The 26,070-nt window shown below is 70.2% G+C and carries 27 protein-coding genes; 10 read left to right on the top strand and 17 right to left on the bottom strand.

Going from position 1 to position 26,070, the window contains the following annotated elements; translation table 11 throughout:
- Positions 1–48: 48 nt before the first annotated feature.
- Together BM424_RS07430 and BM424_RS07425 are read left to right on the top strand one after the other, a co-directional pair.
- Entirely contained in the window at positions 49–489 is a 441-nt protein-coding gene (locus BM424_RS07430; protein WP_245775682.1) for a nuclear transport factor 2 family protein, read from the top strand.
- Entirely contained in the window at positions 489–1,334 is an 846-nt protein-coding gene (locus BM424_RS07425) for an NAD(P)H-binding protein (protein ID WP_093414884.1), read from the top strand. The genes BM424_RS07430 and BM424_RS07425 overlap by 1 nt, the downstream gene beginning before the upstream one ends.
- Before the next feature lie 63 nt (positions 1,335–1,397).
- On the opposite strand, the gene BM424_RS07420 is transcribed toward BM424_RS07425, so the two are convergent.
- Positions 1,398–2,837: an ATP-binding protein gene (locus tag BM424_RS07420; RefSeq protein WP_093414882.1), complete on the bottom strand. Its 1,440-nt coding sequence runs from the start codon at positions 2,835–2,837 to the stop codon at positions 1,398–1,400.
- A gap of 164 nt (positions 2,838–3,001) precedes the next feature.
- Here BM424_RS07420 and BM424_RS07415 point away from each other — a divergent pair, with 164 nt between their 5' ends.
- Positions 3,002–3,763, top strand: a complete 762-nt coding sequence (locus BM424_RS07415) for a PIG-L deacetylase family protein (RefSeq protein WP_093414881.1) — start codon at positions 3,002–3,004, stop codon at positions 3,761–3,763.
- Between the two features lie 157 nt (positions 3,764–3,920).
- On the opposite strand, the gene BM424_RS07410 is transcribed toward BM424_RS07415, so the two are convergent.
- From BM424_RS07410 to BM424_RS07405, 3 genes are read right to left on the bottom strand one after another with little or no spacing between them, the layout of a single operon-like run.
- Entirely contained in the window at positions 3,921–4,766 is an 846-nt protein-coding gene (locus tag BM424_RS07410; protein ID WP_425441989.1) for an NADPH:quinone reductase, read from the bottom strand.
- Between the two features lie 21 nt (positions 4,767–4,787).
- Positions 4,788–4,943: a hypothetical protein gene (locus BM424_RS29800; RefSeq protein WP_342742597.1), complete on the bottom strand. Its 156-nt coding sequence runs from the start codon at positions 4,941–4,943 to the stop codon at positions 4,788–4,790.
- 44 nt (positions 4,944–4,987) lie between these two features.
- Positions 4,988–5,785: an ion transporter gene (locus BM424_RS07405; RefSeq protein ID WP_093414879.1), complete on the bottom strand. Its 798-nt coding sequence runs from the start codon at positions 5,783–5,785 to the stop codon at positions 4,988–4,990.
- Positions 5,786–6,003: 218 nt separating this feature from the next.
- Here BM424_RS07405 and BM424_RS07400 point away from each other — a divergent pair, with 218 nt between their 5' ends.
- The gene (locus BM424_RS07400; protein ID WP_245775681.1) at positions 6,004–6,558 is read left to right on the top strand and encodes a glycerol-3-phosphate responsive antiterminator; all 555 of its coding nucleotides are present in this window, start codon (positions 6,004–6,006) and stop codon (positions 6,556–6,558) included.
- Between the two features lie 71 nt (positions 6,559–6,629).
- On the opposite strand, the gene BM424_RS07395 is transcribed toward BM424_RS07400, so the two are convergent.
- The 4 genes from BM424_RS07395 to BM424_RS07380 all read right to left on the bottom strand — a co-directional run bounded on the left by BM424_RS07395 (position 6,630) and on the right by BM424_RS07380 (position 11,118).
- A complete protein-coding gene (locus BM424_RS07395; RefSeq protein WP_093414877.1) occupies positions 6,630–8,039 on the bottom strand; it encodes an FGGY-family carbohydrate kinase in 1,410 nt (469 codons plus the stop codon).
- 61 nt (positions 8,040–8,100) lie between these two features.
- Entirely contained in the window at positions 8,101–9,537 is a 1,437-nt protein-coding gene (locus tag BM424_RS07390; protein WP_093414875.1) for an FAD-binding oxidoreductase, read from the bottom strand.
- 31 nt (positions 9,538–9,568) lie between these two features.
- Positions 9,569–10,345, bottom strand: a complete 777-nt coding sequence (locus BM424_RS07385) for an SDR family oxidoreductase (protein ID WP_093414874.1) — start codon at positions 10,343–10,345, stop codon at positions 9,569–9,571.
- A 182-nt stretch (positions 10,346–10,527) separates the two neighbouring features.
- The gene (locus BM424_RS07380; RefSeq protein ID WP_093414873.1) at positions 10,528–11,118 is read right to left on the bottom strand and encodes a TetR/AcrR family transcriptional regulator; all 591 of its coding nucleotides are present in this window, start codon (positions 11,116–11,118) and stop codon (positions 10,528–10,530) included.
- Between the two features lie 94 nt (positions 11,119–11,212).
- On the opposite strand from BM424_RS07380, the gene BM424_RS07375 reads away from it, so the two are divergent.
- Positions 11,213–12,241 (top strand): NAD(P)-dependent alcohol dehydrogenase, encoded by a 1,029-nt coding sequence (locus BM424_RS07375; protein WP_093414872.1) that lies wholly within the window; start codon positions 11,213–11,215, stop codon positions 12,239–12,241.
- Here BM424_RS07375 and BM424_RS07370 read toward each other — a convergent pair.
- Positions 12,205–12,732, bottom strand: a complete 528-nt coding sequence (locus tag BM424_RS07370; protein WP_093415662.1) for a molybdopterin-binding protein — start codon at positions 12,730–12,732, stop codon at positions 12,205–12,207. The genes BM424_RS07375 and BM424_RS07370 overlap by 37 nt on opposite strands.
- Positions 12,733–12,924: 192 nt before the next feature.
- Between BM424_RS07370 and BM424_RS07365 the strand changes: the two genes are divergently transcribed.
- Positions 12,925–13,848: an alpha/beta hydrolase gene (locus BM424_RS07365; RefSeq protein ID WP_175547973.1), complete on the top strand. Its 924-nt coding sequence runs from the start codon at positions 12,925–12,927 to the stop codon at positions 13,846–13,848.
- Between the two features lie 301 nt (positions 13,849–14,149).
- Here BM424_RS07365 and BM424_RS07360 read toward each other — a convergent pair whose 3' ends face one another.
- Positions 14,150–15,358: an acyl-CoA dehydrogenase family protein gene (locus BM424_RS07360; RefSeq protein WP_093414870.1), complete on the bottom strand. Its 1,209-nt coding sequence runs from the start codon at positions 15,356–15,358 to the stop codon at positions 14,150–14,152.
- A 31-nt stretch (positions 15,359–15,389) separates the two neighbouring features.
- Complete coding sequence (locus BM424_RS07355) at positions 15,390–16,682, bottom strand: acyl-CoA dehydrogenase family protein (protein WP_093414869.1); 1,293 nt, start codon at positions 16,680–16,682, stop codon at positions 15,390–15,392.
- A 363-nt stretch (positions 16,683–17,045) separates the two neighbouring features.
- Between BM424_RS07355 and BM424_RS07350 the strand changes: the two genes are divergently transcribed.
- Entirely contained in the window at positions 17,046–18,536 is a 1,491-nt protein-coding gene (locus tag BM424_RS07350; protein ID WP_217649666.1) for a potassium/proton antiporter, read from the top strand.
- 4 nt (positions 18,537–18,540) lie between these two features.
- On the opposite strand, the gene BM424_RS07345 is transcribed toward BM424_RS07350, so the two are convergent.
- The 4 genes from BM424_RS07345 to BM424_RS07330 all read right to left on the bottom strand — a co-directional run bounded on the left by BM424_RS07345 (position 18,541) and on the right by BM424_RS07330 (position 22,436).
- Complete coding sequence (locus BM424_RS07345; protein WP_093414867.1) at positions 18,541–18,840, bottom strand: hypothetical protein; 300 nt, start codon at positions 18,838–18,840, stop codon at positions 18,541–18,543.
- Positions 18,841–18,865: 25 nt separating this feature from the next.
- Positions 18,866–20,533, bottom strand: a complete 1,668-nt coding sequence (locus BM424_RS07340; protein WP_093415661.1) for a sodium:solute symporter family protein — start codon at positions 20,531–20,533, stop codon at positions 18,866–18,868.
- A 172-nt stretch (positions 20,534–20,705) separates the two neighbouring features.
- Positions 20,706–21,584, bottom strand: coding sequence for a LysR family transcriptional regulator (locus BM424_RS07335; protein WP_093414866.1), 879 nt, complete (start codon positions 21,582–21,584; stop codon positions 20,706–20,708).
- A gap of 96 nt (positions 21,585–21,680) precedes the next feature.
- Complete coding sequence (locus BM424_RS07330) at positions 21,681–22,436, bottom strand: SDR family oxidoreductase (protein ID WP_093414865.1); 756 nt, start codon at positions 22,434–22,436, stop codon at positions 21,681–21,683.
- Positions 22,437–22,674: 238 nt separating this feature from the next.
- Between BM424_RS07330 and BM424_RS07325 the strand changes: the two genes are divergently transcribed.
- Entirely contained in the window at positions 22,675–23,115 is a 441-nt protein-coding gene (locus tag BM424_RS07325) for a hypothetical protein (protein WP_245775680.1), read from the top strand.
- Between the two features lie 87 nt (positions 23,116–23,202).
- On the opposite strand, the gene BM424_RS07320 is transcribed toward BM424_RS07325, so the two are convergent.
- Positions 23,203–23,829, bottom strand: a complete 627-nt coding sequence (locus BM424_RS07320; RefSeq protein ID WP_093414864.1) for a LysE family translocator — start codon at positions 23,827–23,829, stop codon at positions 23,203–23,205.
- Positions 23,830–23,915: 86 nt separating this feature from the next.
- Here BM424_RS07320 and BM424_RS07315 point away from each other — a divergent pair, with 86 nt between their 5' ends.
- Positions 23,916–24,647 carry a protein phosphatase 2C domain-containing protein gene (locus BM424_RS07315; protein ID WP_093414862.1) on the top strand — a complete coding sequence of 244 codons (732 nt, stop codon included), beginning with the start codon at positions 23,916–23,918 and terminating at the stop codon, positions 24,645–24,647.
- Between the two features lie 10 nt (positions 24,648–24,657).
- On the opposite strand, the gene BM424_RS07310 is transcribed toward BM424_RS07315, so the two are convergent.
- Positions 24,658–25,188 carry a Pycsar system effector family protein gene (locus tag BM424_RS07310; protein ID WP_245775679.1) on the bottom strand — a complete coding sequence of 177 codons (531 nt, stop codon included), beginning with the start codon at positions 25,186–25,188 and terminating at the stop codon, positions 24,658–24,660.
- A 104-nt stretch (positions 25,189–25,292) separates the two neighbouring features.
- On the opposite strand from BM424_RS07310, the gene BM424_RS07305 reads away from it, so the two are divergent.
- Positions 25,293–25,976, top strand: a complete 684-nt coding sequence (locus BM424_RS07305; protein ID WP_245775678.1) for a Crp/Fnr family transcriptional regulator — start codon at positions 25,293–25,295, stop codon at positions 25,974–25,976.
- The last annotated feature ends 94 nt before the right edge of the window (positions 25,977–26,070 follow it).

Genomic DNA, 26,070 nt, shown 5'->3' with positions numbered 1-26,070 from the left:
CTGCCGCGATGACCAGGCTCGATCTCGTACCCGAGCTTGGAGGAGACCATGCCGAGCACTCCCGAGGCCACCATGCGCAGACTGCTGGAGCTGATGCTGGCCGGTGACACCGACGCCGTGGCCGACCTGTGGGTCGAAGACGGCACCGCCGAATTCCCCTTCGCCGCCGGAAGCTCACCGCGACGGCTCGTCGGCCGGGAGGAGGTGCGCCGGTACCTGGCCGGATTCCCGCAGGCCTTCGAGATGCGCGAGATCTCCGCGTTCACCGCGCACACCACGCAACGGCCCGGTACCGCGGTCATCGAGTACCACGCCGAAGGACGCACGGTGAGTACCGGAGCAACCTGCCAGGTGGACTACGTCGTCGTGCTCACCGTCCACAACGGACTGATCGTGAGCTTCCGCGACTACTGGAGCCCGCTGGCCGGCGCCGCGGCCTTCGGGACGCTGCCCGAACTGATCGAATCGCTGAAGCAGGAGGTCCTGTGATGACCGTGCTGGTGACCGGCGGAACCGGCAAGACCGGCAGCGCCCTGGTCGAACTGCTGCGCGCGCACGACCGTCCGGTGCGCGTCGCCAGCCGCCACCCGCTGCCCGGCGACCCCGCCTCGATCCGCTTCGACTGGCACGACCCGTCCATCCACGCCGCAGCGCTGCGCGGTGTCGATCGGGTGTTCCTCGTGGCGCCGGTGAACACCGTCGACCCGATGCCGCTGGTCAGGCCGTTCCTGAACGAGGCGGAGAGCCTCGGGGTGAGCCGGGTGGTGCTGCTCGGCTCGGCTCTCGTGCTGCCGAACGCGCCGAGCGCGCTGGAGATGGACGAGGCGGTGCGCTCCCGGCCGGGTTGGGCGGTGGTGCGCGCGTCGGCGTTCATGCAGAACTTCCTGAGCCCGCACCCGGTGGGGGAGCGGATCCGGCGGCACGGCGAGATCCGCACCGCCGCCGGTGACGGCCGAGTCGGCTGGATCGACGCGCACGACATCGCCGCCGCCGCGTTCTCCCTGCTCAGCGCGAACATCGACCCGACGGACCCGCGCGAGCACGTGCTCACCGGGCCGAAGGCGCTCAGCTACGCCGAGGCGGCGGAGATCATCGGCGCCCGCACGGGGCGTCCGGTGCGCGTGGTGCCCATCAGCGTCGAGGAGCAGGCGGCCGGGTATCGGGCGGCGGGGATGTCCGCCGAGTTCGCGGCGGCGATCTCGGCGATGGAGGACAACATCCGTGCGGGTCGGGAAGACCAGGTCAGCACCGATGTCCTCGACCTCACCGGCCGACCTCCGCGCTCGTTCGAGGAGTTCGTCCGGACGCACGCCTGGGAGCTCACCGTGCCGTAGCGGAGCGGCGAGCACTGCTGGAGTCCCGGTGTCGGGCGTGAGGGGTGTGCCGTGCGCAGGAGGTCAGGCCGATTGCCAGGTCTCGATGATTTCCTGCGGGCCCCAGGCGAGCTCGATGTCCGAGTCCTGCACCCGGCGGTCCACCCCCGATCGGGAGACCACCATCAGGTCGCCCTGCTTCGGGTCCCATCCCGGAAGGGAGTGGACGGCGCGCGCCAAGTCCGCCCGATCGTGCTGGTCGAACGGCGACTCCAGCCATTTGATCGAACCGGCGAAGTGGATCCGCTGCGCGATCGGTTCCCGATCGGTCCCGACGAGGTCGATCTCAGGATTGAACTGGCGATTCCACCAGCCGCCCACCGCGCCGACTTCGGGCCACGGCAGAGAGCCCGAAGTCGCTGCCAAGCAGAGCGTTTCGCGGATCAGCGGCTCGACAGCTCTGCCGCGCCAGCTCGCCCATCGCCGTTCGAAGGTGCGGAAAGCTGCTTCTGCGCGTCCTCGTCGGACCAGGTCGTGGGCCGACCGAAGTGCAGCGAGGTAGAGCCGGAGATTGCTGTCCGCCACTCGGTACAACCCGGGTTTTCCGGGGACTGTCGACAGTGGCTGATCCTGTGCGAGGACGTGCTTCTCGTTGATCAGCCGCTGCAGCAGCGGCGACAGCGTTCCGGACGGGATACCGCCCGCGGTGGCCGCGATCGCGGCGTGCGTGCGGTCGCCGCTGCCGACCGCCTCCAACACGCGGCGGGAGTGATCCGGGGAAGGGAATTCGGCGAGAAGCGTCGCCTCGGGGATGCCGAACAGCGGTGCGGCCGGGTCCGCGCACTCGTTCTTCACGAACTCCGTCGGTGGTGTTCCGCGCGGCCAGCTGCGCAGGATGCCGGGAAGCCCGCCGCTGATCAGATGTGCGTCAATCGCCTCGGGCGGGTCCAGCTGAAGCGCTCGGCCCGTTTCGGCGACGTTGAGCGGTGGCAGCACGAAGTTGTCGGCCCGGCCGTAGAACGGCCGGTCGTAGGAGGTCAGGCGCTCCATCATGTGGATATCGCTTCCCAGCAGGAGCAGCAGCACAGGTTTGCGGGAGATCAGTCGGTCCCACATCGCTTGGAGCGCGCCGTCGAAGGCCTCGTCCTGCTCCGCTAGCCAGGGCAGTTCGTCGAGAACGACGATCGAGGGGGAGTCCGGAAGCACCGAGGCGAGGATGCGCAGTGCATCCGGCCATCCCGATGCGGTCTCCGGGATCGCTTCGCGATCCGCCGGGAGCTCGGAACTCTTCAACTCCGCGAGGAACAGCCCGGTGGCTTCGGGGAGTGAGGCGCCCTTGATCGCCGTGTAGTAGGCGTAGGGCAGCCCGGAGGCATCGCAGAACTCCTGGACCAGGCGCGACTTGCCGACCTGGCGGCGACCTCGGATCGCGATCGCCGCACCTGATCGCGACTCGGCCACCCGGTCGAGTCGCTTCTGCAGCATCGCGAGTTCCGTCCGGCGCCCGATGAACTCCGCGGCCATGCACCCTCCCTGGAGTTGGGTAGATGTGATCTATGTAGACCCCATCTATGTAGATTGTATCTACATGAATGCGCGTCCTGCACCGGCGAAGAAGTTGTTCGGAGGTGCGGCGGGGTGGTGCACGCGGGCGCACAATCGGGGGCGGCTGACCGAGGGGTGTTGCGATGGTGTTGCCGGCTCTGCCTGATGAGACGTTTCGGCGCGTGCTGTGCGTCGTGGCGCATCCGGACGACATGGAGTACGGGACGTCGGCTGCCGTCGCCCGGTGGACGTCGCGCGGTATCGACGTCGGATATCTGCTGCTCACGCGGGGTGAGGCGGGGATGCCGAACCCGCCGGAGGAGACCGCTCGGCTGCGGCTGGCCGAGCAGCGGGCCGCGTGCGCGACCGTTGGGGTGCGGCACCTGACCGTGCTCGAACACCCCGACGGGGTGCTCGTCGAAGGTCTGGAGCTGCGGCGCGACATCTGCCGGGAGATCCGCCGGTTCCAGCCCGACGTCGTGCTCATCGGCACGCCCTTCGAGGTCGAGACGCCGATGGGGTTCAACCAGGCCGATCACCGCGTGGCGGGCGTGGCGACCGCCGACGCGGTCAACGACGCCGGCAACCGGTGGATCTTCCCCGAGCAGATCGACGACGAAGGCCTGGGCACCTGGGACGTGCGCTGGATCCTCATCCCCGGGATCGCCGGTGAGCTCGCCGCCACCCACGGCGTCGACGTCAGCGGTCGTCCCGTGGAGCTCGGCGTCGCCTCGCTGGAGGCGCACTCCGCCTATCTCGCCGCCATCCCCGAGCATCCCGCGCCCGCCGCCTTCATCCCGAAGATCCTGGCGGCCAACGGCGGGCGGATGGGCGTCGACCACGCGGTCCTCTTCCGGGCTCAGGACCGCCACGCGCCGCCGGACTTCCTCGAAGACCTGGTCTGAGCGGGGTGCGACCTGGTCCTCGGTGGCGTCCGGGAGGTCGGGAGGGTGGTTGCCAGGGGGCAGTTTTAGTGAAAACTGTCCGGGGGTGGTGCCCGAAATGTCCGGACAGTTTTCACTAAAACTGTCCCCTGGTGAGCAACGCGCCGAGGCTGAGGGGTCACTCGGCGGCGAGGGTCAGGAGGACTTTGCCGGTGGCGCCGTTCTCGAGGGCGCGGTGTGCTTCCGCGGCGTCCGCGAGGGGGTAGCGGTGCAGGGGGAGGCCGTGGGCCTCGCCGACCGGGAGCGCGCCGTCGGCGAGAGCGGCCGTGACGTCCTCGGCTCCGGCGGTGACGACGTCGTTGCTGATCGTGTAGAGCACGAGGAACTGGAAGCGCGTGTTGAGCATGTTGTTCTGCCGCACGTCCAGCCGCACCGGGACGTCGCCGTTGTTGGCGTAGGTCGCGATCGTGCCCTGCGTGCGCAGCACCGCCAGGTCCAGATCGAGGTTCGCGCCCAGCGCCACCTCGACGATGAGATCGACGCCGCCGGGCGCGATCTCGCGGATCGCGGCGGCCGGATCGCCCTCGCGGTAGTGGACGACGTGGTGCGCACCGGCGGCCGAGGCCAGTCGCGCCTTCTCCGGACCCGAGACCGTGCTGATCACGGTCGCCCCGGCCCAGCGCGCGAGCTGGATGGCGGCGTGCCCGACGGCTCCCGCGCCGCCCGCGACGAGCACCACCGCGCCGTCGAGCGCACCCGGTCGCAGCCGGCGCGGTCCGTCCTCGGCGACCGTGAGCGCCCGGTACGCGGTGAGCGCCGGAACGCCCAGCGACGCCCCGAGCTCGAAACCGGCCTGGTCGGGCAGCGGAACGGCGCGCTCGGCGGGCACGACGGTGAACTCCGCGGCGGTCCCGCGCGGCCTGTCGAGCGTGGCCCCGTAGATCCACACCCGCTGGCCGATCCGCCCGGCGTCGACCCCGTCGCCGACGGCGTCGACCACCCCGGCGCCGTCCAGGTGCGGGATGATCTCCGGAACGTCCTTCTGTCAGAAAATTCCCGCGCGGGTGTGGTGGTCGGTCGGGTTGATGCCGGACACCGCGACGCGCACGCGCACCTCACCGGGCTCCGGCTCGGGAACGTCGCGCTCGGCGAGCTCCAGCACCTCCGGGCCGCCGTGCTCGCGGTACAGAACGACCTTCACCCCACCGACACTACGCCGGTGCGACCGAAAGCGCGGGCGACCGCTCACTTCCGCTGGTATTCGGCGCGGTAGGCGTTGGGGTCGGACGGCGGTTCGGCGTCGTCGTGGTCGGATTCGTGCAGGCCGAGCTGGACGCTGCGGCGGATCTGGTCCCGGTTCTCCCGGACGACCTCGGTGAAGAACTGGTCGGTGCGCTCGTCGTTGAGCACGTCGAGGATGACCCGGATCGTGGTGTCCACGATGGACTTCACGATCTCGTCGTGGAACGGCAGGTGCTTGATCCGGCCCACCTGCTGGTCGTTCTTGAGCTTCTCGGTGACGATCTCGCGCAGCACCTCCCGGTGCTCGCCGAGCGAGCGCGCGACGTTCTCCGGGTAGTGCCCGGTCTCGACGACCTTGACGACCTCGTCGAGCACCGCGACCGTGATCGGCTTCTTGATGGCCAGCACGATCGGCCGGGAGAACTTCTCGATCACCCGCTGCGTGACGCGCTCGCCGAACGCGCGGTCGGCGGTGCGGGCCAGCCGCATCACCACCACGACGATCCGCAGCAGCCGGAACCCGCGCAGCGCCGGGTGGGCGACCGGGATCATGCCGAGGATCTCGTACCAGCTGGTCAGCGGGAAGCGCAGCTTCCAGCCCGTTCCGCGCCACCGCCACAGGAACTCGACGAAGAACACGCCGCAGATCACGGTGTCGATGACGAACACCGCGTGCGCGGTCTCGGGCGAGGTGTCGACGAACATCGCGTAGCAGAGCAGGCCGAGCGAGAACACGGCGAGCACGAGCATCGAGAGGTCCACGGCGGTGGTGCGCCGCGGAGCTGCGATCGCGCTGGTCATGGTCCTGCATTGTGACGGTCGTTCGCGTTGGGTCGGTACAGGCGCGCGTGGGGTCCGGCCGAACCGTTATCGGGGGCGTGATCGGGGGCACTTCGGTGCTCGGCTGTGGGCAGTTTTTGCCTTAATTGCCCGGAGGTGATGCCCGAAATGTCGGGACAGTTCGGGCAAAAACTGTCACCTGGTGACCGTCGATCGGCCGGGTGCGAGCATGGCTGCCCGTGGAGGAACTGCTGCTCGACAACCCCGTCATCGCCAGCGTCAAGGACGAGGACGGGGTGGACGCCGTGCTCCGGGCCGAGTGCCCGGTGGTGTTCTTGCTGTTCGGGTCCGTGCTGACGCTGCCCTCGCTGGTGGAGCGGCTGACCGCGGGCGGCAAGACCGTGCTGGTCAACGTCGACATGGTCGAGGGGCTGGCCGCCAAGGACGTCGCCGCGGAGTTCGTGCGCGCCAGGACCGGTGCCGCCGGGGTGCTCAGCTCCAAGGCCGCGATCGTCAAGGCCGCGCGGGCGCAGGGGCTGCTGGGCGTGCACCGCTTCTTCCTGGTCGACTCCTTCTCGTACCGCAGCCTCGGCAAGCAGATCGCCCACTCCCGGCCCGACTACGTCGAGATCCTGCCCGGCTGCGTGCCGCGCGTGATCGGCTGGCTGCGCGAGGACGTCGACGTGCCGATCATCGCCGGCGGCCTGGTGTGCGACAAGGACGACGTCGTCGCCGCCCTCGGGGCGGGCGCCACGGCCATCGCCTCGTCCAACGCCGACGTCTGGGCGATGTGACCCGCGTCGAAAACCCCGGTTTTCACGCGACGAAAACCGGGGTTTTCGACCGGGGGACACTCGACGCGGGGTCAGCCGAGGAGGGGTGTTGAGCGGCGGAAGATCTGGTCGGTGTGGTGGGTGATGTCGCGGTGGATCTCGCGCAGCCGGGCGTAGAGGTCGTGGTCGGCGGGGTCCGGGAGGAACGTTTCCGGGTCGGCGACCATCGTCGCCACCGCTTCGTCGGCGTCGGCGAACACGCCCAGGCCGATGCCCGCGGTGATGGCCGCGCCCAGGGCCGCGCCGCTGTTGGCCGTGCGCGAGGCCGGGACGCCGAAGACGTCGGCGACGATCCGCATCATCACCTCGGCCTCCGCGCCACCGCCGGAGACGAGCACCGTCGAGAACTCGGTGCCGAGCTCGGCGGCCATCGCGCCGGCGTGCTCGACCATCGTCAGCGCGATCCCCTCCAGCACGGATCGGTGCAGGTGGAAGCGGCCCTGCCTGCCGTCGAAGCCGAGGAACGCGCCCTTGCGGTGCGGCGCCTCGGTCGGGGCGAGCCAGTCGAGCACCGTCATCAGCCCGTCGCTGCCCGCAGGCACCCGCGACGCCCCGTCGTCGAGGTACTCCTCGGGGCTCAGCCCGGCTTCCCGCGCGGCGCGCGCGACCTCCTCGCCGAACAGCTCGCGCAACCAGCTGACCGTCCACATCCCGCGCCGGATCCCGCCGCTCTCGTAGAGGTACTCGCCCGGCACGCACCCGAAGTTCGTCCAGAAACCGGCCGCGTCGCGCGCGTTGCGGGACCCGGTGGTCATGCTCGCGATGTAGGTGCCCAGCGACAGCAGCAGCTGGTCCGGTGAGCGCAGGCCGCTGCCCAGCGCCTCCACCGCCTTGTCGTTGGCGGTGGCGACCACCGGCAGCCCCGCGGGCAGACCGGTGCGCTCGGCGGCCCCCGCGGTCACCCTCCCCAGCACGTCACCCGGCATGACCAGGTCGAACAGCATCTCGCGGGGGATCGGCGCGGTGTCCTCGCGCCACCGCCAGGTGTCGGTGTCGATCGGCCACGCGCCCTGGTAGTTCGCCGCGGTGTCGCGGAACTCGCCGGTCAGCCGGTGCGTGATGTACCCCGAGGACGTCGTGACGCGGGCGACCTCCGGGTCGGTGTGCTCGTAGGGCCGCGACACGCGTTCGTCCATCCAGCTCAGCACCGGTGCGGCGAGGGAGCCGTCGGCGCGCAGCAGCGCCCGGCAGAACCGGATCGTGCACAGCCCGACCCCGGCGATGTCGGCCGGATCGCCGTCGAAGCCCGCCATGGCCTCCCGGCAGGCCGCGCCGATCGAGTCCCACAGGTCGTCGTCGGGGTGCTCGACGACGCCGGGGCGCGGGGTGTCGTTGGGGCGCAGCGGTTTCCGGCAGCGGCTGACGACGGTGCCGCGCTCGTCGAAGATGCTGACCTTGGTGCTCTGCGACCCGTTGTCGATGCCGACCAGGTAACGCGTCATCGTTGGTACCAATCGAGGTTCGGGCGAGGTGGCCGCGCCGCGGCGGCCACCTCGCGCGGGGTCACGCCGGGAAGATGGTGCCCCGGTTCATGATCCCGTTCGGGTCGAAGGCCTGCTTGAGCCGCTGCAGCATCGGGTAGGCGCTGCCGTGCTCCTGCTCGGTCCACTCCGCGCGGTACTTGCCGATGCCGTGGTGGTGCACCATCGAACCGCCGTGCCGCAGCGCCTCTTCCACGATGATCGCGTTGATCGGCTTGTGGTACTTCTCGATCTCCTCGCGCGGCTCGCAGTTGATGACGTAGTCGTACACGAAGTACATGTTCGTGCCGGTCTGGTAGCTGTGCGAGGAGTGCCCGCCGAGCATCGTCACGTCCGCGGCGTGCGGGTACTCGGTGCGCACGCGGTGCATCACCGCGTCGTAGATCTTGCCGACGCTCGACCAGTCCGCCGAGACCTCGGTGGTGTAGCCGAGGCGGCGTTCGGCGAGCATCGCGTCCTGCTCGGCCTCGATCTTGTCCGGGCCCCAGTTCAGGTCGTCGAACCAGGTCTCGATGAGCGCCGGGTCGACGGCGGTGTGCGAGTGCCGGGAGACGACGCGCTCGATCTCGGCGCTGGTGGCCTCGACGATGCCCTTGGGTCCCTCGGCGACGAAGATCAGCACGCACTTGCCGTCGGCGAAGTGCGCGAAGTGCTGAGCCGCGTCCTCCTCGGAGTACACCCGCGCCACCGACGGCCGGAAGCCCTCGGTGATGACCTCGCGCAGGATCGCGATGCCGGTGTGCACGTCGTCGATGAGGTAGCCGTGGAACCGGTTGTTCTCCGGCCGGTGCTGGAAGATCTTCACCGTCACCTCGGTGACGAAGCACAGCGCGCCCTCGTTGCCGATCACCACGTGCCGGATGTCGGGCCCGGCGGCGCGGCGCGGCACGTTCTTGATGCGGCTGATCGTGCCGTCCGGGAACACCGCCTCCAGGCCGACGACCATGTCCTCGATGCCGCCGTAGAGCGTGGAGAACTGGCCGATGGAGCGGGTGGCGACCAGCCCGCCCAGCTGCGCCAGCGGCTTCGACTGCGGCGAGTGCCCGGTGGTGAGCCCCTGCTCGCGCAGGGCGTCCTCCAGCACCTGCAGCGGCACCCCGCACTGGGCGGTGGCCTGCATGTTCTCGGTGTCGATGCGGATGATGGCGTCCATGTCGGAGCCGTCGAGCACGATGGTGCCCTCGACGGCGGTCTCCAGGCCGCCCTCGGTGCCGGTGCGGCCGGTGCGCGGCACCACGTTGATGCCGCGCTCGTCGGCGAAGGCCAGCACCGCGGCGACCTGCTCGGCGGAGGCGGCGCGCACGACGGCGCAGGGCAGCGGCCCGTCGTAGATGCCGTGCACGGCGGTGTACTTCTTGAACCGGTCCACGCTGGACTCGCGCAGCTCCTGCTCGTCGGTCACCACCCGGTCGGCGCCGACGAGGTTGCGCAGCTCGGTGATGATCGGGTTCGAGGTCACGGGTGTCGTTCTCCGTATCGTGGAAGGGTTTTCAGCGGGTGAGGTAGCCGCCGTCGACGGTGAGCACCTGGCCGTTGACGTAGTCGGAGGCGCGGCTGGCGAGGAAGACGGTCGCGCCCATCAGGTCGGCGACCTCGCCCCAGCGGCCGGCCGGGATGTGGTCGAGGACGCGTCGGTTGGTCTCCGGGTCGGAGCGGGTCCGCTCGGTGATGGCGGTGGCGAAGTAGCCGGGCGCGAGGGCGTTGACCTGGATGTTGTGCTGCGCGAGCTCGTCGCAGTAGGCGCGGGTGAACCCGACGATGCCGTGCTTGGTCGCCGCGTAGGCCGGTGACCACTGGCCGCCGAGGAACGAGAACAGCGACGCGACGTTGATGATCTTCCCGGAGCGCTGCTCGATCATGAACTTCGACGCCTCGCGCCCCAGCTCGAACGGCGCGGTCAGGTTGACCCCCAGCATCGGGTCCCACTGCTCGCGGCCGAAGTCGGCGACGTCGGCGGTGTGGCAGATCCCGGCCGAGTTGACCAGCACGTCCACCGAGCCGAGCCGGTTCGCGCAGTCCTCGATCACCCGGCGCGGGGCGCCGTCGGCGGTGATGTCGGCGTGCAGGAACTCCATGCGGCGGCCTTCGGCCTCGACGAGTTCGCGGGTGGTGCCCTCGTCGTCGAGCACGCTGGGCACGAACACGTCGGCACCGGCCTTGGCCAGCGCCAGCGTGAACGCCTGGCCCAGCCCGGTGTTGCCGCCGGTGACGACGGCGTTCTTGCCCGCGAGGGAGAACACCTCCAGCGAGAAGTCGCGAATGTCCACGGAACCCCTTCCTCCGGCGTGACCGGGCGTTTCGGGCACGAAAAAAGAGAACAGCGGTCCCCGTGATGGGCACGGGTCGCTGTTCTCTGAGTCTCTGGCGACCGCCCGCGCGCAGCGGGCGAGTGTTCGGTTGTCCGGCCTGGGCCGTGGGTCGAGACGCTAGCCAGCGCTTTCGATCCTTGTCAAGACGGCTCGATCAGGACCGCGCGGCGGACCGCGTCGCGGAGCAGGGCGCGGCGCCGGTCGTGGTCCTCGCCGGGTTCGTCGGCCGAGGCGGCGTAGACGTTGCTGACCGGGGACCAGGCCATGGACATGGCGATGACCAGCGTCATCAGGTCGAACGGGTCGCCCGGGCGGACCTCGCCGGCCTCCTGGGCCTCGGCGATGGCGCGGAGCTTGTGGTCGTTGCGGGCCTCGGCGTCGGCCAGCAGCGGTCCCGTCGGGCGGCGCTCCAGGCGCGACCAGGTGGCCAGCCGGACCAGGTCCGGGCGTTCCAGGTAGTCGTCGTAGAGGCGCACGGCCCAGTCGGCGAGGTCGGCGCTGATCGGCACCGCGTCGACGATCCGGTCCAGCGACGCCGAGAAGATCGCGTCGAACAGGCCTTCCTTGCTGCCGAAGTAGCCGTAGAGCTGCGCCTTGTTGGTGCGGGCGGCGGCCACGATCCGCTCGATGCGCGCACCGGCGATCCCGTGCTCGGCGAACTCGCGGGTGGCGACCTCGATGATCCGGTCGCGGGTGGCGGCTCCGCGCGAGGTCAGGGGCTTGTCGACCATGCCAGGAGAGTAGCAAACAGAACAGTTGGTTTGCTTTCCCCGCCGACCGGGTCTAGCTTGGAATAGACCGACTGTTCTGTTTGAAGGAGTCCGGATGAGGACCACGACCGGCTGGCGAGCGGACGGACCCGGCGCGGCGCTGCACGCCGTCTCGCTGCCGCGGCGCGACCTGCGCGCCGACGACATCGCGGTGCGGGTCGACTACTGCGGCGTCTGCCACACCGACCTGCACAGCGTCAACCACGCTCAGGGCCCGGTCGTGCCGGGCCACGAGTTCACCGGCACCGTCACCGAGATCGGACCCGAGGTCACCGGGTTCGCCGTCGGCGACCGGGTGGCCGTCGGCAACATCGTCGACTCCTGCGGGGAGTGCGCGATGTGCGTCGCGGGTCACGAGAACTTCTGCCACCGGTTCCCGCTGATGACCTACGGCGGCGCGGACTCCGACGGCTCGACCACGCTCGGCGCCTACTCCCGCGAGTACGTCCTGCGCGAGGGCTTCGCCTACCCGCTGCCCGACGGGCTGGACCCCGCCGCCGCGGCGCCGCTGCTGTGCGCGGGGATCACGGTGTGGGAGCCGCTGCGCGCGCTCGGCGTCGGCGCGGGCACGAAGGTCGCGGTCGCCGGGCTCGGCGGTTTGGGGCACCTCGCCGTCAAGTTCGCCGTCGCGCTCGGCGCCGAGGTCACGGTGATCAGCCGGACGTCCGGCAAGGCCGACGACGCCCGCGCGCTCGGCGCTCAGGGCCTGCTGGTGTCCGGCGACGCCGAGGCCGTGGCCGCGGCGCGCGACACCTTCGACGTCCTCGTCGACACCATCTCCGCGCCCCACGACCTCGGCCCCTACCTGCGGCTGGTCGCCCTGGACGGGACGCTGTCGATGGTCGGCCACATCGGGCCGGTCGAGCTGGACTCGATGGATCTGCTGGTGGGGCGCAAGAAGCTCAGCTCGGCGGGCAGCGGCGGTCGCCCCGCGACCCGCGAGATGCTGGAGTTCGCCGCCGCCCACGGCGTCACCGCCGACGTCGAGGTCCTGCCGTCGGCGCAGGCCAACGAGGCCTTCGAGCGCGTGGCGCGGAACGACGTGCGCTACCGGCTGGTGCTGGACATGTCCGACCTGGACTGAGGGTCGTCCTCCGGCGCCACGTTGAGCAGGCGGAGTCGGCAGAGGTGGCGGACGTAGCGGCTGGCGCGCCCGTCGCCGGGGAGGACCAGGGTGGGGCGCTGCAGGGTCTCGCCGTTGTAGCGGGTGGCCAGCAGCGCCCGGTTGGCGCCGAACTCCGGGTCGATCTCGGCGAGCGAGAGCACCACCTGGAAGCCGTCCTCGGAGAGCGCGACGACCACGACGTTGAGCCGGCCCATCTTGTGCCGCCGGTCCCAGTGCGGTTCCAGCTCGGACAGGACCTCGTGCAGCAGGACCCCGCGCACCCGGTGCACCTCGCGGAAACGCCTGGTCACGTAGTCCACGTCCAGCGGGGCGCCCGCGCGGGCGTCGAGGTCGCGGGTGTCGATGAGCTTGTCGCCGGCCACGTCGCCGGTGATGAGCACCTGGCCTGGTTCGAGGGGCTTCCGCTGGGTCGGCACGAGCCTGTCCACCGCACTGCTCGACGAGTCCATGATCAAGCACGGTAGGGCGCGGCCCGCGGGGTCACATCCGCCGATCAGGGGTGGATGCGAACCGCAGACGATCACTCACAGCAGTGGATCACGCGCATCTGCGGATCGTTCACGTTCTTCCCGGCGCATCTGCGGAATCCGCTCCGAGGCGGGGGAGTTGTCGTCGCGGTGATCGGCGCTCACCCTGGTGACGTGGACAGCGCGAGTTATGCCCGCTTCCTGCCGGATTCCTACCGGCGGCGCGCCACCGAGGTGCGGCCGACGTCGACCTGGTGGCGCTGGCGCGGGGAGCACGTGCACATCGCGCGGGCGGCGGCTCCGGACGCGCCCGCCCGGGCGATGGTGATCCACGGCGCCGCCGGGCACTCCGGCGCGCTGTGGCCGGTGTGTTCGCCGTTCGCGGGCATGGCGGACCTGCTGCTCCCCGACCTGCCGCCCTACGGCGCGAGCGTCGTCGACCGGCCCGGCGGGATCCGGTACGGCGACTGGGTGGAGCTGCTGTGCGACCTCGTGCTCGCCGAACGGCTGCGGGACGACCGGCCGCTGGTGCTGGTGGGGGCGAGCATGGGCGGGATGCTGGCCTACGAGGCCGCCGCCCGCACCGGGCAGGTTTCCGCCGTCGTCGCCACCTGCCTGCTCGACCCCGCCGACCCCGAAGCCCGCAGGCACGCGGCTCGTGGGGGTCTCGGCTCGATCCCGAGGCCCGTGCTGGGGGTGCTGGAGCGGTTCGCAGGCGGGGTGCGGGTGCCGATGTCGTGGATGGCCGAGGTCGGCCGGATCAGCCGGAACCCGGAGCTCGCGGCGCTGTGCGCCGCCGACCCCCGGGGCGGCGGGCTGCACGCGCCGATCGGGCTGCTCACCAGCTTCGCCCGCTACCGCCACACGCCGCCGGAGGACTTCGCCGAAACCCCGGTGATCCTCGCCCACCCGGAGGCCGACGACTGGACGCCGCCGGAGATCAGCCGCCGCTTCCTCGACCGCATCAAGGCGCCCACCACGCTCGTCGAGCTCGAGAACTGCGGCCACTACCCGGCCGAGGAACCCGGCCTCACCCGATTCGCGGAAACCCTCTACAGCCTCATCGGCAACACCCTCGAAGAACCCACCGAAGCCTGACCCCCGACGTCCGACCCGACGTTGGTCCCGTAGGTGGGGGAAGTTTTCATGAAAACTTCCCCGACCCCCGGAAGTCGAAGTTTTCATGAAAACTGACCACCCCACGAACCCGAACCGAGGTTGGGAGGACCTCAGGACGGTCTCCTGAACTGGGGTTTCCTTGTGGGGTGGGGAAGTTTTCATGAAAACTTCGGTTGTGGGTGGGGGAGGGAGGTTTTCATGAAAACTTCCCTCCCCCGGAGACGGGAGCGGCCCGGGGTCGTCCGTGGGGACGAGCCCGGGCCGGGTCCGCGTCGGGGGATTACTTGAGCTCGGCGCTCGACTTGCCGAGCAGGCGGCGAGCGACGATGAGCTGCTGGATCTGCTGGGTGCCCTCGAAGATGTCGAGGATCTTCGAGTCGCGGGACCACTTCTCCAGCAGCGACTCCTCGGTGTAGCCGACGGTGCCGCACAGCTCGACGCAGCGCAGCGTGATGTCGACGACCGAGCGGCCGGCCTTGGCCTTGGCCATCGAGGCCTGCAGCGAGTTCGGCTTGCGGTTGTCGGCCATCCACGCCGCCTGCAGCGTCAGCAGGTACGCGGCCTCGTAGTCGGCCTCCAGCTGCAGGAACGCCGCGGCGGCGGCGTGCTGGGAGTTGGCCGGGCGGTCGTAGTCGACCGTCACGCCCACCTCGGCGAGGACCTTCTGGGTCTCCTCCAGCGCGGCCCGCGCGACGCCGATGGCCATCGCGGCCACCAGCGGCCGGGTGTTGTCGAAGGTCTGCATGACGCCCGCGAAGCCCGACTTGGTGTCGATCTCCGGCGAGCCCAGCAGGTTCTCCTTCGGCACCCGGCAGTTGTCCAGCCGGATGACGGCGGTGTCGGAGGCCTTGATGCCGAGCTTGTGCTCCAGCCGCTCCACGGTGATGCCCGGGCGGGTCTTCTCCACCACGAACGACTTGATGGCCGCGCGGCCCTTCGACTTGTCCAGCGTCGCCCACACCACGACGGTGTCGGCGCGCCCGCCGGCGGTGACGAAGATCTTCTCGCCGTTGAGGACGTACTCGTCGCCGTCGAGCTCGGCGGTGGTGTTGATGTTCGCCGAGTCCGAGCCGGTGTGCGGCTCGGTGATGGCCATCGCCGCCCACACGTTGGCGAAGCGCTTGGCCTGCTCCTCGTTGGCGACCGAGGCGATCGCCGCGTTGCCCAGGCCCTGCCGCGGCATGGCCAACAGCATCGCCACGTCGCCCCAGCACATCTCCATGGTGCCCAGCACCAGGTTCAGGTTGGCGCCGTTGCGGTTGCCCTTCTGGCCGTCGTCGCCGCTCTTGCGCACGCCGGCCGCGCCCGCGCCGCCCTCACCGGACGAGTTGAGCCCGTCGAGCAGCGCGGCGAGGGTGTCGAGCTCCTTGGGGTACTCGTGCTCGGCGCGGTCGTACTTGCGCGAGATCGGGCGGAAGACCTCGGAAGCGGCCTGGTAGGCCTGGTTGACCAGCGCGGTCGCCTTCTTCGGGACCTCAAGATTGATCATGGGTTCTAGTCCTTCGCGTCTCGACAAGCCCTCAGACGAGGACCGCGCCTTCCATCACGCCGATGGCGCGCAGGTCTCGGTACCAGCGCTCGACGGGGTGTTCCTTGGTGTAGCCGTGGCCGCCGAGCAGCTGCACGCCCGCGCTGCCGATCTGCATGCCCTTGTCGGTGGCGAGCTTGCGCGCCAGCGCGACCTCGCGGGCGAACGGCTTGCCCTGCTCGGCCCGGCCGGCGGCGCGCAGCGTGGTCAGCCGGATGCTCTCCAGCTCGATGCCGATGTCGGCGACGCTGAAGGCGACGGCCTGCCGGTGGCTGAGCGGCTCGCCGAACGCGGTGCGCTCGTTGACGTAGGGGATGACGTAGTCGAGCACGGCCTGCGCGGTGCCCGCCGCGAGCGCGGACCAGGCGAGCCGGGACAGCCGCACCAGGTCGGTGAACACGTCGAGCTTGCCCTCGCCGAGCAGCGCGGTCACCGGCACCTCGACCTGGTCCAGGTGCACCTTGCCGGTCGCCGCCGAGCGCAGGCCCATCGCGGGCTCGGCCTCGATGGACAGGCCCGAGGTGGAGGACTCGACGAGGAACAGCGCGGGCTTGCCGTCGAGGTCGGCCGAGACGATGAACAGCTCGGCCTGCGCGGCGCGCGGCACCATCGACTTGACGCCGGTGAGCCGGTAGCCCTGCGGGGTGCGCTGGGCGGTGGTGGTCGGCTTGAACGGGTCGCCGAGGGCCACGCGCTCCTGCAGCGCCAGCGCGGCGGCGGGCACGTTCTCGCCGGTGAAGGCGGGCAGGTAAGTGGCCTGCTGGTCCTCGTCGCCCCACAGGGTCAGCGCGGTGGACACCGCCGACGGCGCGAGCACCGCGACGGCCAGACCCATGTCGCCGTGCGCGAGGGCCTCGGTGACCAGCACGTTCGTCACGGCGGAGCGCTCGGTGCCGATGCCGCCGAGGGACTCGGGGATGCCCACGGCGCTCAGGCCGAGCTCGGCGGAGCGCTCCAGCAGGCCGTCCGGCGGCGCGAGCTTGCCGTCGGCGTCGGCCGCGGCCGGGCGGAGCTGCTCGGCGGCGAACTCGCGCACGGTCTCGGCGATGAGCGCCTGCTCCTCGTCGGGCTCGATGTCGAAGAGGTCCTTCGCGGGAGCCGGGGTGAGGCGGGCGGGCTTGTTGTGGCCCTGGGCCTTCTTGAAGGACCGGGTGGCGGCGCCGGCGGCCTTGAACCCGGTCCGGGTGCCGGACTGCACCAGGTTCTCGAACTGCTTGCGCAGGCCGAACTTGTCGATGATCGGCGCGCTGGCGATCTTGGTCAGGGCCGCGAGGCCGAGGCCCATGGCGTCGCGCTTCTTCGCGCCGCCAGCCTGTCCGGGTTGGGCGTTTGACACGGTGCGTCTCCAATCGGCCGGCTGCACGGCCGGGCATTACCTACTGACGAGTAAAATAACGCGTTCCGGCACCGCCACGCCAGAGACCCCGATCACGACTTGCTTGCGTTCTCACCCCACCCCTGCTTCGCAACCCCATCGCGGGTCCCCCGGACGAAAACCGCAACATTCGACGCGTCGAAAACCGCAACATTCGACGCGATGAAAACCGGGGTTTTCGTCCGGGGGACTGGAGCGGGGATGTCGTGAGGTCGCGCGGGTGAAGCGATTGGTTAGTATCACTGGCCGATTGTGTTCGGGGGACGCATGTCGTTGGAGCAGCTCTACCTGGCGCTGCTCGCCGGTGGGCTGGTGCTGCTGGCGGGCGTGGTGGGCACCCGCGTCGCGCACGGGGCGGGGTTGCCGAGCCTGCTGCTGTTCCTCGCGCTCGGCGTGCTGCTCGGCGAGAGCGGCATCGGGATCGACTTCGACGACGCCGGACTGGCGCGCAACCTCGGCACCGCCGCCCTCGCGGTGATCCTCGTCGAAGGTGGCCTGACCACGAAGTGGTCCGACGTGCGCCGGGTCATCGCCCCTGCCGGGGCGCTGGCCACGCTCGGCATCGTCGTCAGCCTCGTCGTCACCGCCGCCGGGGCGCACTACCTGATGGGCTTCGACTGGCAGCTGGCCCTGCTGCTCGGCGCGATCGTGTCCTCGACGGACTCCGCCGCGGTGTTCTCCGTGCTGCGGGTGCTGCCGCTGCCGCGCCGGGTGGCCGGGCTGCTGGAGGCCGAGTCCGGTTTCAACGACGCGCCCACGGTCATCCTGGTGCTGCTGTTCAGCGCCGTCCCGCTGCTGTTCGAGCCGGGCCACCTGCTGCTGAGCCTGATCTACCAGCTCGGGCTGGGTGCCCTGATCGGTGTCGGCGTGGGCTGGCTGGGGGCGGTGGTGCTGCCGCGCGTGGCCCTGCCGGCCTCCGGGCTCTACCCGCTGGCGGCGTTCGGGCTCGGCTTCGTCGCCTTCGCCGCGGCCGGGGCCGCGCAGGCCAGCGGGTTCCTCGCCGCCTACCTGGCCGGGGTCGTGCTGGCCAACAGCGGGCTGCCGCACCGCTCGGCGACGCGGTCGTTCGCCGAGGGTTTGGGCTGGCTGGCCCAGATCGGGCTGTTCGTGCTGCTCGGGATGCTCGTCTCACCGGCCCGGCTGCCGGTGGAGGTCGTCCCGGCGCTGGTCGTCGGCCTGGTGCTGCTGCTCCTGGCCCGGCCGCTGTCGGTGGTGCTGTCGCTGGTGTGGTTCCGGGTTCCGCTGCGCGAGCAGGTGTTCCTGTCGTGGGCGGGGTTGCGCGGCGCGGTGCCGATCGTGCTGGCCACGTTCCCGGTGGTGCAGGGCGTGCCGGGCAGTCAGCGGCTGCTGGACATCGTGTTCGTGCTGGTCATGGTGTTCACCGTCGTGCAGGGGCCGAGCCTGCGGCCGCTGGCGCGGTGGATGGGCCTGATCCCGAGGGAGGCCACCAGGGAGATCCAGGTCGAGGCCGCTCCGCTGGACGTGCTCGACGCGGAGCTGCTGTCGATGGAGGTGCCGCCGGGCTCGGCGATGCACGGCGTCGAGGTCCGCGAGCTCCGCCTGCCCGAACCCGGCGTGGTCACCCTGATCATCCGCGACGGCCGCACGTTCGTCCCGGCCCCGGACACCGCCGTGGACAACGGCGACGAGCTGTTCATCGTCACCACCGTCGCCCAGCGCCAGGCCACCGAGAACCGGCTGCGGGCGGTGAGCAGGCGGGGTCGCCTCGCTCACTGGTTCGGTGAGTTCGGCGAGCCCGCCTGATCGGCTACTCCTTCGCCGGTGCCTGCAGCGGGCGCAGTCGCATCCACAGCAGGAACAGGGCGCCCACGACCAGCATCGACAGGCCCGTCCACAGGTTGATGTTGACGCCCTGGGCCTTCTGCAGCTCGGCGGCGTCGGGGGCGATCCCGGCGGCGCTGATGAGCACCCCGTAGATGAGGAACAACCCGCCGATCACGGTGCGGACGTCGAACAACCGCGACGCCGTGCCGGACTGCCGCTCCAGGTCGGCGATCTCCGCTGCGTGGTGGGCGATCTCGGTTTCTTCGGGCTGGTTTTCGGCCATCGCCTTGCCTTTCCGGTGAGCAGCCTCAGAGGGTGAACGGGATGTAGCAGACCGCGGAGAGGATCAGCGCGCTCCAGCCGAGGACCGCGGGCTTGCGGTACCAGGCGTCGTCGCCGGCCGCCACCACGCCCTTGTCCCGGGCCGAGGCGCGGGTGTAGACGAGGCCTTCGAGCTCGGCGTCCGGCTTCGGCTTGGTCGCCAGCGCGATCGGGACGCTGACCAGCAGGTCCACCGCGAAGGCGATCATCGAGGCGGTCATGTTCGCGCCCTGGTCGGAGCCCATCTCGACGATGCCGGCCTGGTAGGCGAAGTAGAACGCGATCGGGGCCGCGGTGCCCAGCAGCAGGCCCCAGAACCCGGCCTTGGCGGTCATCCGCTTCCAGAACAGCGCCAGGATGAACGTGGCGAACAGCGGGACGTTGAAGAACGCGAACAACGTCTGCATGTAGTTCATGATGTTGCTGAACGAGGCGGCCAGGAACGCCGTGCCCATGCCGATGACCACGCCGATCGCGGTGATCGCCCGGCCCACCCGCAGGTAGTGGCCGTCGGGCATGTGCGGCTTGATGTAGGCGCGCCAGATGTCGGTGGTGAACACCGTGTTGAAGCTGGAGACGTTGGCCGCCATGCCCGCCATGAACGAGGCCATCAGACCGGTGACCGCGAGCCCGAGCACGCCGTTGGGCAGCAGGTCGCGCATCAGGATCGGGATCGCGTCGTTGTAGTCGTAGCCGCCGGTCTTGCCGATCGTCGGCTCGACGACCAGCGCGATGATGCCCGGGAGCACCACGATCAGCGGGATGAAGATCTTCGGGAACGCCGCGATCAGCGGGGTCCGGCGCGCGGCCGAGAGGTTCTTGGCCGACAGCGACCGCTGCACCTCGGCGAAGTTCGTCGTCCAGTAGCCGAAGGAGATCGCGAAGCCGAGGCCGAGGGTGATGGTCAGCCAGTTGGTGCCCAGCGGGTTGGTCTCGCCGAATCCCGTTCCGGCCCAGGTGGACAGGAACATCTCGCCCTGCTGCGAGGTCACCTTGTCGATGAGCCCGTCGACGCCGCCGACCCGGATCAGGCCGAGCACGGTCAGCGGGATGAGCGCGGCGACGATGACGAAGAACTGCAGGACCTCGTTGTAGATCGCCGAGGACAGACCGCCGATGACGATGTAGGCGAGCACGAAGATGCCCGCGGTGAAGATCGAGACCGGCAGCGGCCAGCCCAGCAGCGCCCGCAGCACGATCGCCAGCGCGTAGAGGTTCACCCCGGCGATGAGCACCGAGGCGACCGCGAAGATCACCGCGCTGAGCAGGTGCGAGGAGCGGCTGAACCGCAGCAGCAGGAACTCGGGAACGCTGCGCACCTTGGAGTTGTAGTAGAAGGGCATCATCACCAGGCCGAGGAACACCATGGCCGGGATCGCGCCGATCCAGTACCAGTGCACGGTGTAGGCCCCGTACTGGGCGCCGTTGGCGGCCATGCCCAGGATCTCGGTGGCGCCGAGGTTCGCCGAGACGAACGCCAGGCCGGTGACCCAGGCGGGCAGCGCTCGACCCGCCAGGAAGAAGTCAAGACTGTTGCTGACGCTCCGCCGCGCGGCCACCGCGATGCCGAGGACCACGGCGAAGTAGATGACCAGGATGAGCGTGTCCATCCAGTTCATCGACAACCTGAGGTCGCCCGCTGCTGCCAGTGCCATGGTTCCCATCCCCGTCGTCGTCGCTGACGATGTTCGACCAGCCGGACATCGTTCGGCACGCTACGTCAGGGGCGATGGCCCGGTCAATCATCCGTTCGCAGGGCTCGGTGATGCGCCGATCGGCTGTGAACCCTTGTGGCGCCGAAACTTTCAAACTCTCCACAGTGGAGGATCAGCGCTCGGTGGCGGCGACCAGGAAGTCCTCGCGGGCGGGGGAGCGGGTGTGCGCGGGCCACAGCGCGTGCAGCGGCGCGAACGTCGCCGGCTCCAGGTCGACGACCCGGACCGCGCCGCCGAGCGACGGGCCCGCCGGGGCGGTCACGAACGCGACGTCCCCGCCGCCCTGCACCGCGGTGACCGGCGGCGTTCCCTGGATCGGGTTGCGGCGGACGCGGGGTTCGAAGCCCGCCCGGCGGCAGTGCGAGACGAGCAGGTCGGTGTAGCCGGAACGCCCCGGCCTGCCCCACACCACGATCGTCTCGTCGGCGAGCTCGCCGAGCTCCACCGACTCCCGCCGCGCGAACCGGTGGCCGTCGGCGACCGCCACCCGCAGCCGGTGGTGCGCCAGCGTGGCGCGGGTCAGGCCCGGCTCGGGCTCCATGCCCCGGCACAGCCCGAGGTCGAGCTCCCCGGCGATCAGCTGCTCGGTGAGCTCGTCCGGGTACCGCTGGTTGACCTGCGTGGACAGCTCCGCTCGCGCGTCGTGCACCCGGTGCACCAGCGAGATCACCTCGTCACCGGCCACGGCCGGGGTGTGGCCGATGCGCAGCACCTCGGGTTCGCCGCGGCCGATCCGCCGGGCGCGCAGCAGCGCCGACCGGGCGGCGCCGTGCAGCAGCCGGGCGTCGGCGATGAGGGCTTCACCGGCGGGCAGCACGGTCAGCTTCGCGCCGCTGCGGTCCAGCAGGTCCACGCCCACCTCGCGCTCCAGCGCGCGGATCGACGTCGACAGCGCCTGCTGCGACAGGTGCAGCCGCCGGGCGGCGCGGGTGAAACCGCCCTCCTCGGCGACCGCGATCAGGTGGGCGAGCTTGTTCAGGTCGAGCACCATCTACGACCGGCCCGCGCGAACATCGGCATCGTGCACCACGGCCCGACCGTATCCCCACGTCAGGGGCATGTGCACGGTCCCTCCGGAGCGGCCGGATCAGCGGGTGGTGTAGCCGCCGTTGGGGAACAGGGTCTGACCGGTGAACCACCAGCCCTCGGTGGCCAGGTGGCGGATGATCGGCACGATGTCCTCGATCTGCGTCAGCTGCCCGCCCAGGGCCTGGGACTTGTGGAACTCGACCCGCTCCGGCGTCTCCTGCGGGTAGAAGAACGGCGTGTCCATCGGCCCGGGCGCGACCACGTTCACCGAGATCCCCCGGTCGGCGAACTCCTTGGCGGCGGCCCGGGTGAAGTGCTCCAGCGGGGCCTTGCCGCCGGCGTAGGTGGAGTAGCCGTCGGTGAAGGCCGCCAGCAGGGAGGTGCCCAGGCTGATGATCTTGCCGCCGTCGTTGAGGCGGTGCCCCGCCTCCTGGATGAAGAAGTAGCCGGCCTTCGCGTTGATCGCGAACATCCGGTCGAACTCCTCCTCGGTGGTCTCCAGGATCGGCTTGCGCAGCACCATCCCGGTGGTGTTCACCGCGACGTCCACGCCGCCGTAGGTGTCCACCGCCGCGTCGAACAGCCGCCGCACGTCGGCCACCTTCGTCAGATCGCCCTGCACGGCGACGGCCTGGCCCCCCGCTTCCTGCGCGGCCCGCACCGTCTTGTCGGCGTCGTCGGCGGAGGCGTCGCCGTGGTAGTGCACGACGATCTTCGCGCCCTCGGCGGCGAGCGTCCGCGACAGCAGTCCCCCGAGGTTCTTCGCCCCGCCGCCGATGACCACCACCTGGTCGCGCAGTCCGCCGCCGCTCATCGTTCCCCCTCCTGATCGGCTCCCGGTCCCGACGCTAGGCGCGGCCGCGGGCGACGGGGAAACAGGAACTGCTGGTGACGCCACAAAGGACTCCTGTAGCAGCAGGTCAGCGGTGGTTCGTTCGGTGGAACAACCGCCTGGTGCACCACTTTCAGGTGACCGCGTCGAAACGGCCCGCAGCCGAGCCCTGATCACCTACACTTCGCCGCGACATGCGCGCCGTTGCCGGGAGGGACACGTGGCGACCTGGGAAGACCTGAGCACGTTCATCCGCTCCGAGTACCTGCCGGTCGAGGAGGACGACGACGATCTGGAGGAGGAGCCGGAGTACCGGGTCATCGAGTCCAGCGAGGAGGAGATCCGGATCCTCGTCGAGTACGAGGACGACCGCAGCCAGATCGTCATCGTGGCCCGCGAGCGGCTCGACGACCGCGAGGACTGGGTTCAGGTCGTCTCGGTGATCGGCCGCGCCGACCAGGTAGACCTGCACAAGGTCCTCGACGAGCTCGGCCAGACCTCGGTCGTCTGCGGCGCCGTCATCATCGGCGAGCACCTCGTGCTCCGCCACGCGGTCCCGCTGCTCAACCTCGACATCAACGAGTTCGTCGACCCCCTCAACTTCGTCGCCGAAACAGCGGACCACCTCGAAGAGATGTTCTTCCGCGAAGACGACCACTGACCCCGGGACAAATCCTGCGGTATTCGACCGGTCGAAAACCGCAGGATTCGACCGGTCAAATCCTGCGGTTTTTGACCCGGGGAGCGCTCAGTCGGATCGGCCGGTGAGGGCGATGGTGACACCGAGGCCGATCATGGTGGCGCCGCCGGTGCGGGTGAGCCGGGTGAGGCGGCGGGGTGAGCGGCCGAACCAGGCGCGGGCGGCGGAGGCCGTGAGACCCCAGGTGCTGTCGGAGAGCAGCTGCAGCAGGGCGCCGGCGAGACCGAGGACGAGCATCTGGCCGATGACGCCACCCGCGTCGCGGTCGACGAACTGCGGCAGCACCGCCATCAGGAACACGATGCTCTTGGGGTTGCTGACGCCGACCAGCACGCCCTCCCAGATCCGGCGACGTCCCGGAACCGGCGGCGCGGCATCGACCTCCGGTGCGGGTGAGCGCAGCGCCTGAACGCCCAGGTGGATCAGGTAGGCGGCACCGCACAGCTTGACCGCGGTGAACACCAGCGCCGACTGCGCCACCACCGTTCCCAGCCCGAACGCCACCGCGACGACCAGCACGTACCCGCCGAGCGCGTTGCCCAGCGCCGAGGACAGCGCGGCCCGCCGGCCGTGCGCGAGGGCGCGGCCGACGACGAACAGCACGCTGGGACCCGGAATCGCGGACAGCAGCAACGACATCGCGCAGAACGCGATCAGTCTCTGCAGGTCGACCACCCGTCGAGGATGCCACGCGGAACGGCCGTGCGGGGCCGGAACGTCTATGGTTCCGGCGGAACCGGTGACGCGGAGGAGGTGCGCGGGTGCCCGTGACGGCGGCGACGGTCCCGACCCCGGGACGTCGCAACGAGGACCACTTCGCGATCGGCCCGGACTGGGCGTTCGTGCTCGACGGCGCCACGGCGCCGGACGGCGTGGACAGCGGGTGCGTGCACGACGTCGTCTGGCTGGTGCGGCGTCTCGGCGGGACGCTCGCGGAGCTGCTCACGACCAGCGACGATCCGCTGCCCGACGTGCTGGCCGAGGCGATCGACCGGCTCCGCGCCGCCCACGCCGACACCTGCGACCTGAACAACCCGAACAGCCCGTCCTCGACGGCGACGCTGCTGCGGCTGCGCGATCGCGCCGAGCACCTGGTGCTCGCCGACAGCCCGCTGGTCCTCGACGTCGACGGCGAGGTCCGCGCGATCACCGACGACCGCATCGACCACCTCCCCAGCTACACCCGCGAGGCCGTCGCCGAACTCCGCAACACCGAGCAGGGCTTCTGGGTCGCCTCGACGGATCCGGAAGCCGCCCACCACGCCGTCACCGGCACCACGGCCCCCTTCCGCCGCGCGGCCCTCCTCACCGACGGCGCCTCCCGCCACGTCGACCACTTCGCCCTCACGGACTGGCCGGGCCTCCTCGACCTCCTCACCGACCACGGCCCCACCACCCTCCTCACCCAAGTCCGCCAAGCCGAAACCACCGGCCCACCCCCACCCAGAGCCAAACCCCACGACGACGCCACAGCCCTGCTCTGGGTTCGGTGAACGCGGGCCGTCAGCGGAGCAGACCGGCGCCGAGAGCGCAGATCAACGCGAATCCCAGCAGCCAGATCGCCGGAGTGACGTTCCGGAACTTGCGCCGCGCGATGTGACTGGTCGTCCACACCTGCTCGGCCAGCGCCTTCTCGAGCTTCGTCTCGTCGCCGAGCAATTTCCGGTATTCGGGGAGGAACGCCGACGGCTCGGCGAAGCGGCGCGCGATGGTGCCGAAGTAGAGAAGGGACTGCGGGCGATCGTTGCTCAGCCTGGGGATGAAGACGCGCAGTGCGAACAGGATGCTCGCCCCCACCGCGGCGACACCGATGAGCAGCAGCGTGACGTGCGGCCACGCGGCCGGCCACTCCCGGTGCGGCGGCAGGACCTTGAGCAGCACGCCACCGAGCACTCCGTTGCCGGTGACGATCGCGGCCGCTTTCGCGTCAGCGACTTTGATCAGATCATGGGTTTGCTGAAGGATCTTCCACGCGTCCTCGCTGTGCGCCATGTCTTCGAGCGTGCGGTGATTGTTCGGGAATGCCAACGCCATTCGAGTGAGACGACCGTGACTTTCGGTGTGCGGCCTGCTCTCTTCGAGCGGTATCCCGCCGAATTGCTCGCGCGCAGTGCTTCTGAACCGGTACGGAATTCGACGTGCAACACCACGACGGCGCGGCGGCCAGGGGCTTCAGGGTTTTGCTGGGGGAGAGCCGGTGGAGAACGCTCGAACAGCGGGGAGTGCCGCGGCGTTATGAACCGGGCGATCACCTGCTCCGCCAAGGCGCGGAAGGGGGCTTCCTCGTCGTCTTGATCAGCGGACGGGTCACGGTCCTTGCAGGCGATAGGCAGGGCTCCGAGATCCTCCTGTCGTTGCGCGGCCCCGGCGATCTCGTGGGAGAGATGGCTTTCGGGCGGGACGCTCTCAGGACAGCCACGGTGCGGGCACTCGACGTGTGCGTGGGGCGGGTTCTGATTCGCGAGGAGTTCGAACGGTTCCTGGATGAGCAGGACGCGCGTGGAACCTATGCCGACTACCTCGTGGCGAAGCTGTCCGAAACCGTCCCCTACCAGGTGCAACAGGTTCACTTCAGCCCACGGCGGCGACTGGCGCGCCTGTTCCTGGAAGTCGTCCGGCGCGCCGATGCCCAGCCGCCGGACTGCTACCGGATCCCGTTCTCCCAGGACGCGTTGGCGCGTGCTCTGGGGATGGTCAGGAGCACGGTCGCGGAGCAGATCAAGACCATGCGCGCCGATGGGGTGCTGGGGCCGGGGCCGCGCATCGTGGTCGCCGACATGCGAGCCCTGATCGAGGACGCGGGCGCTATCCAGGAGGAGTGACTCAGGTCTAGGTCACCGTCGAACTGTCCGATCGCGGACAATCCGCTTCCCGGAAAACCGGCATCTTCCATTTCGTCGCGAGAAACCTCTGGAA

The organism is Saccharopolyspora flava, assembly GCF_900116135.1.
In the GTDB taxonomy this organism is placed as follows: domain Bacteria; phylum Actinomycetota; class Actinomycetes; order Mycobacteriales; family Pseudonocardiaceae; genus Saccharopolyspora; species Saccharopolyspora flava.
This window is presented reverse-complemented; position numbering and strand designations above follow the sequence as displayed.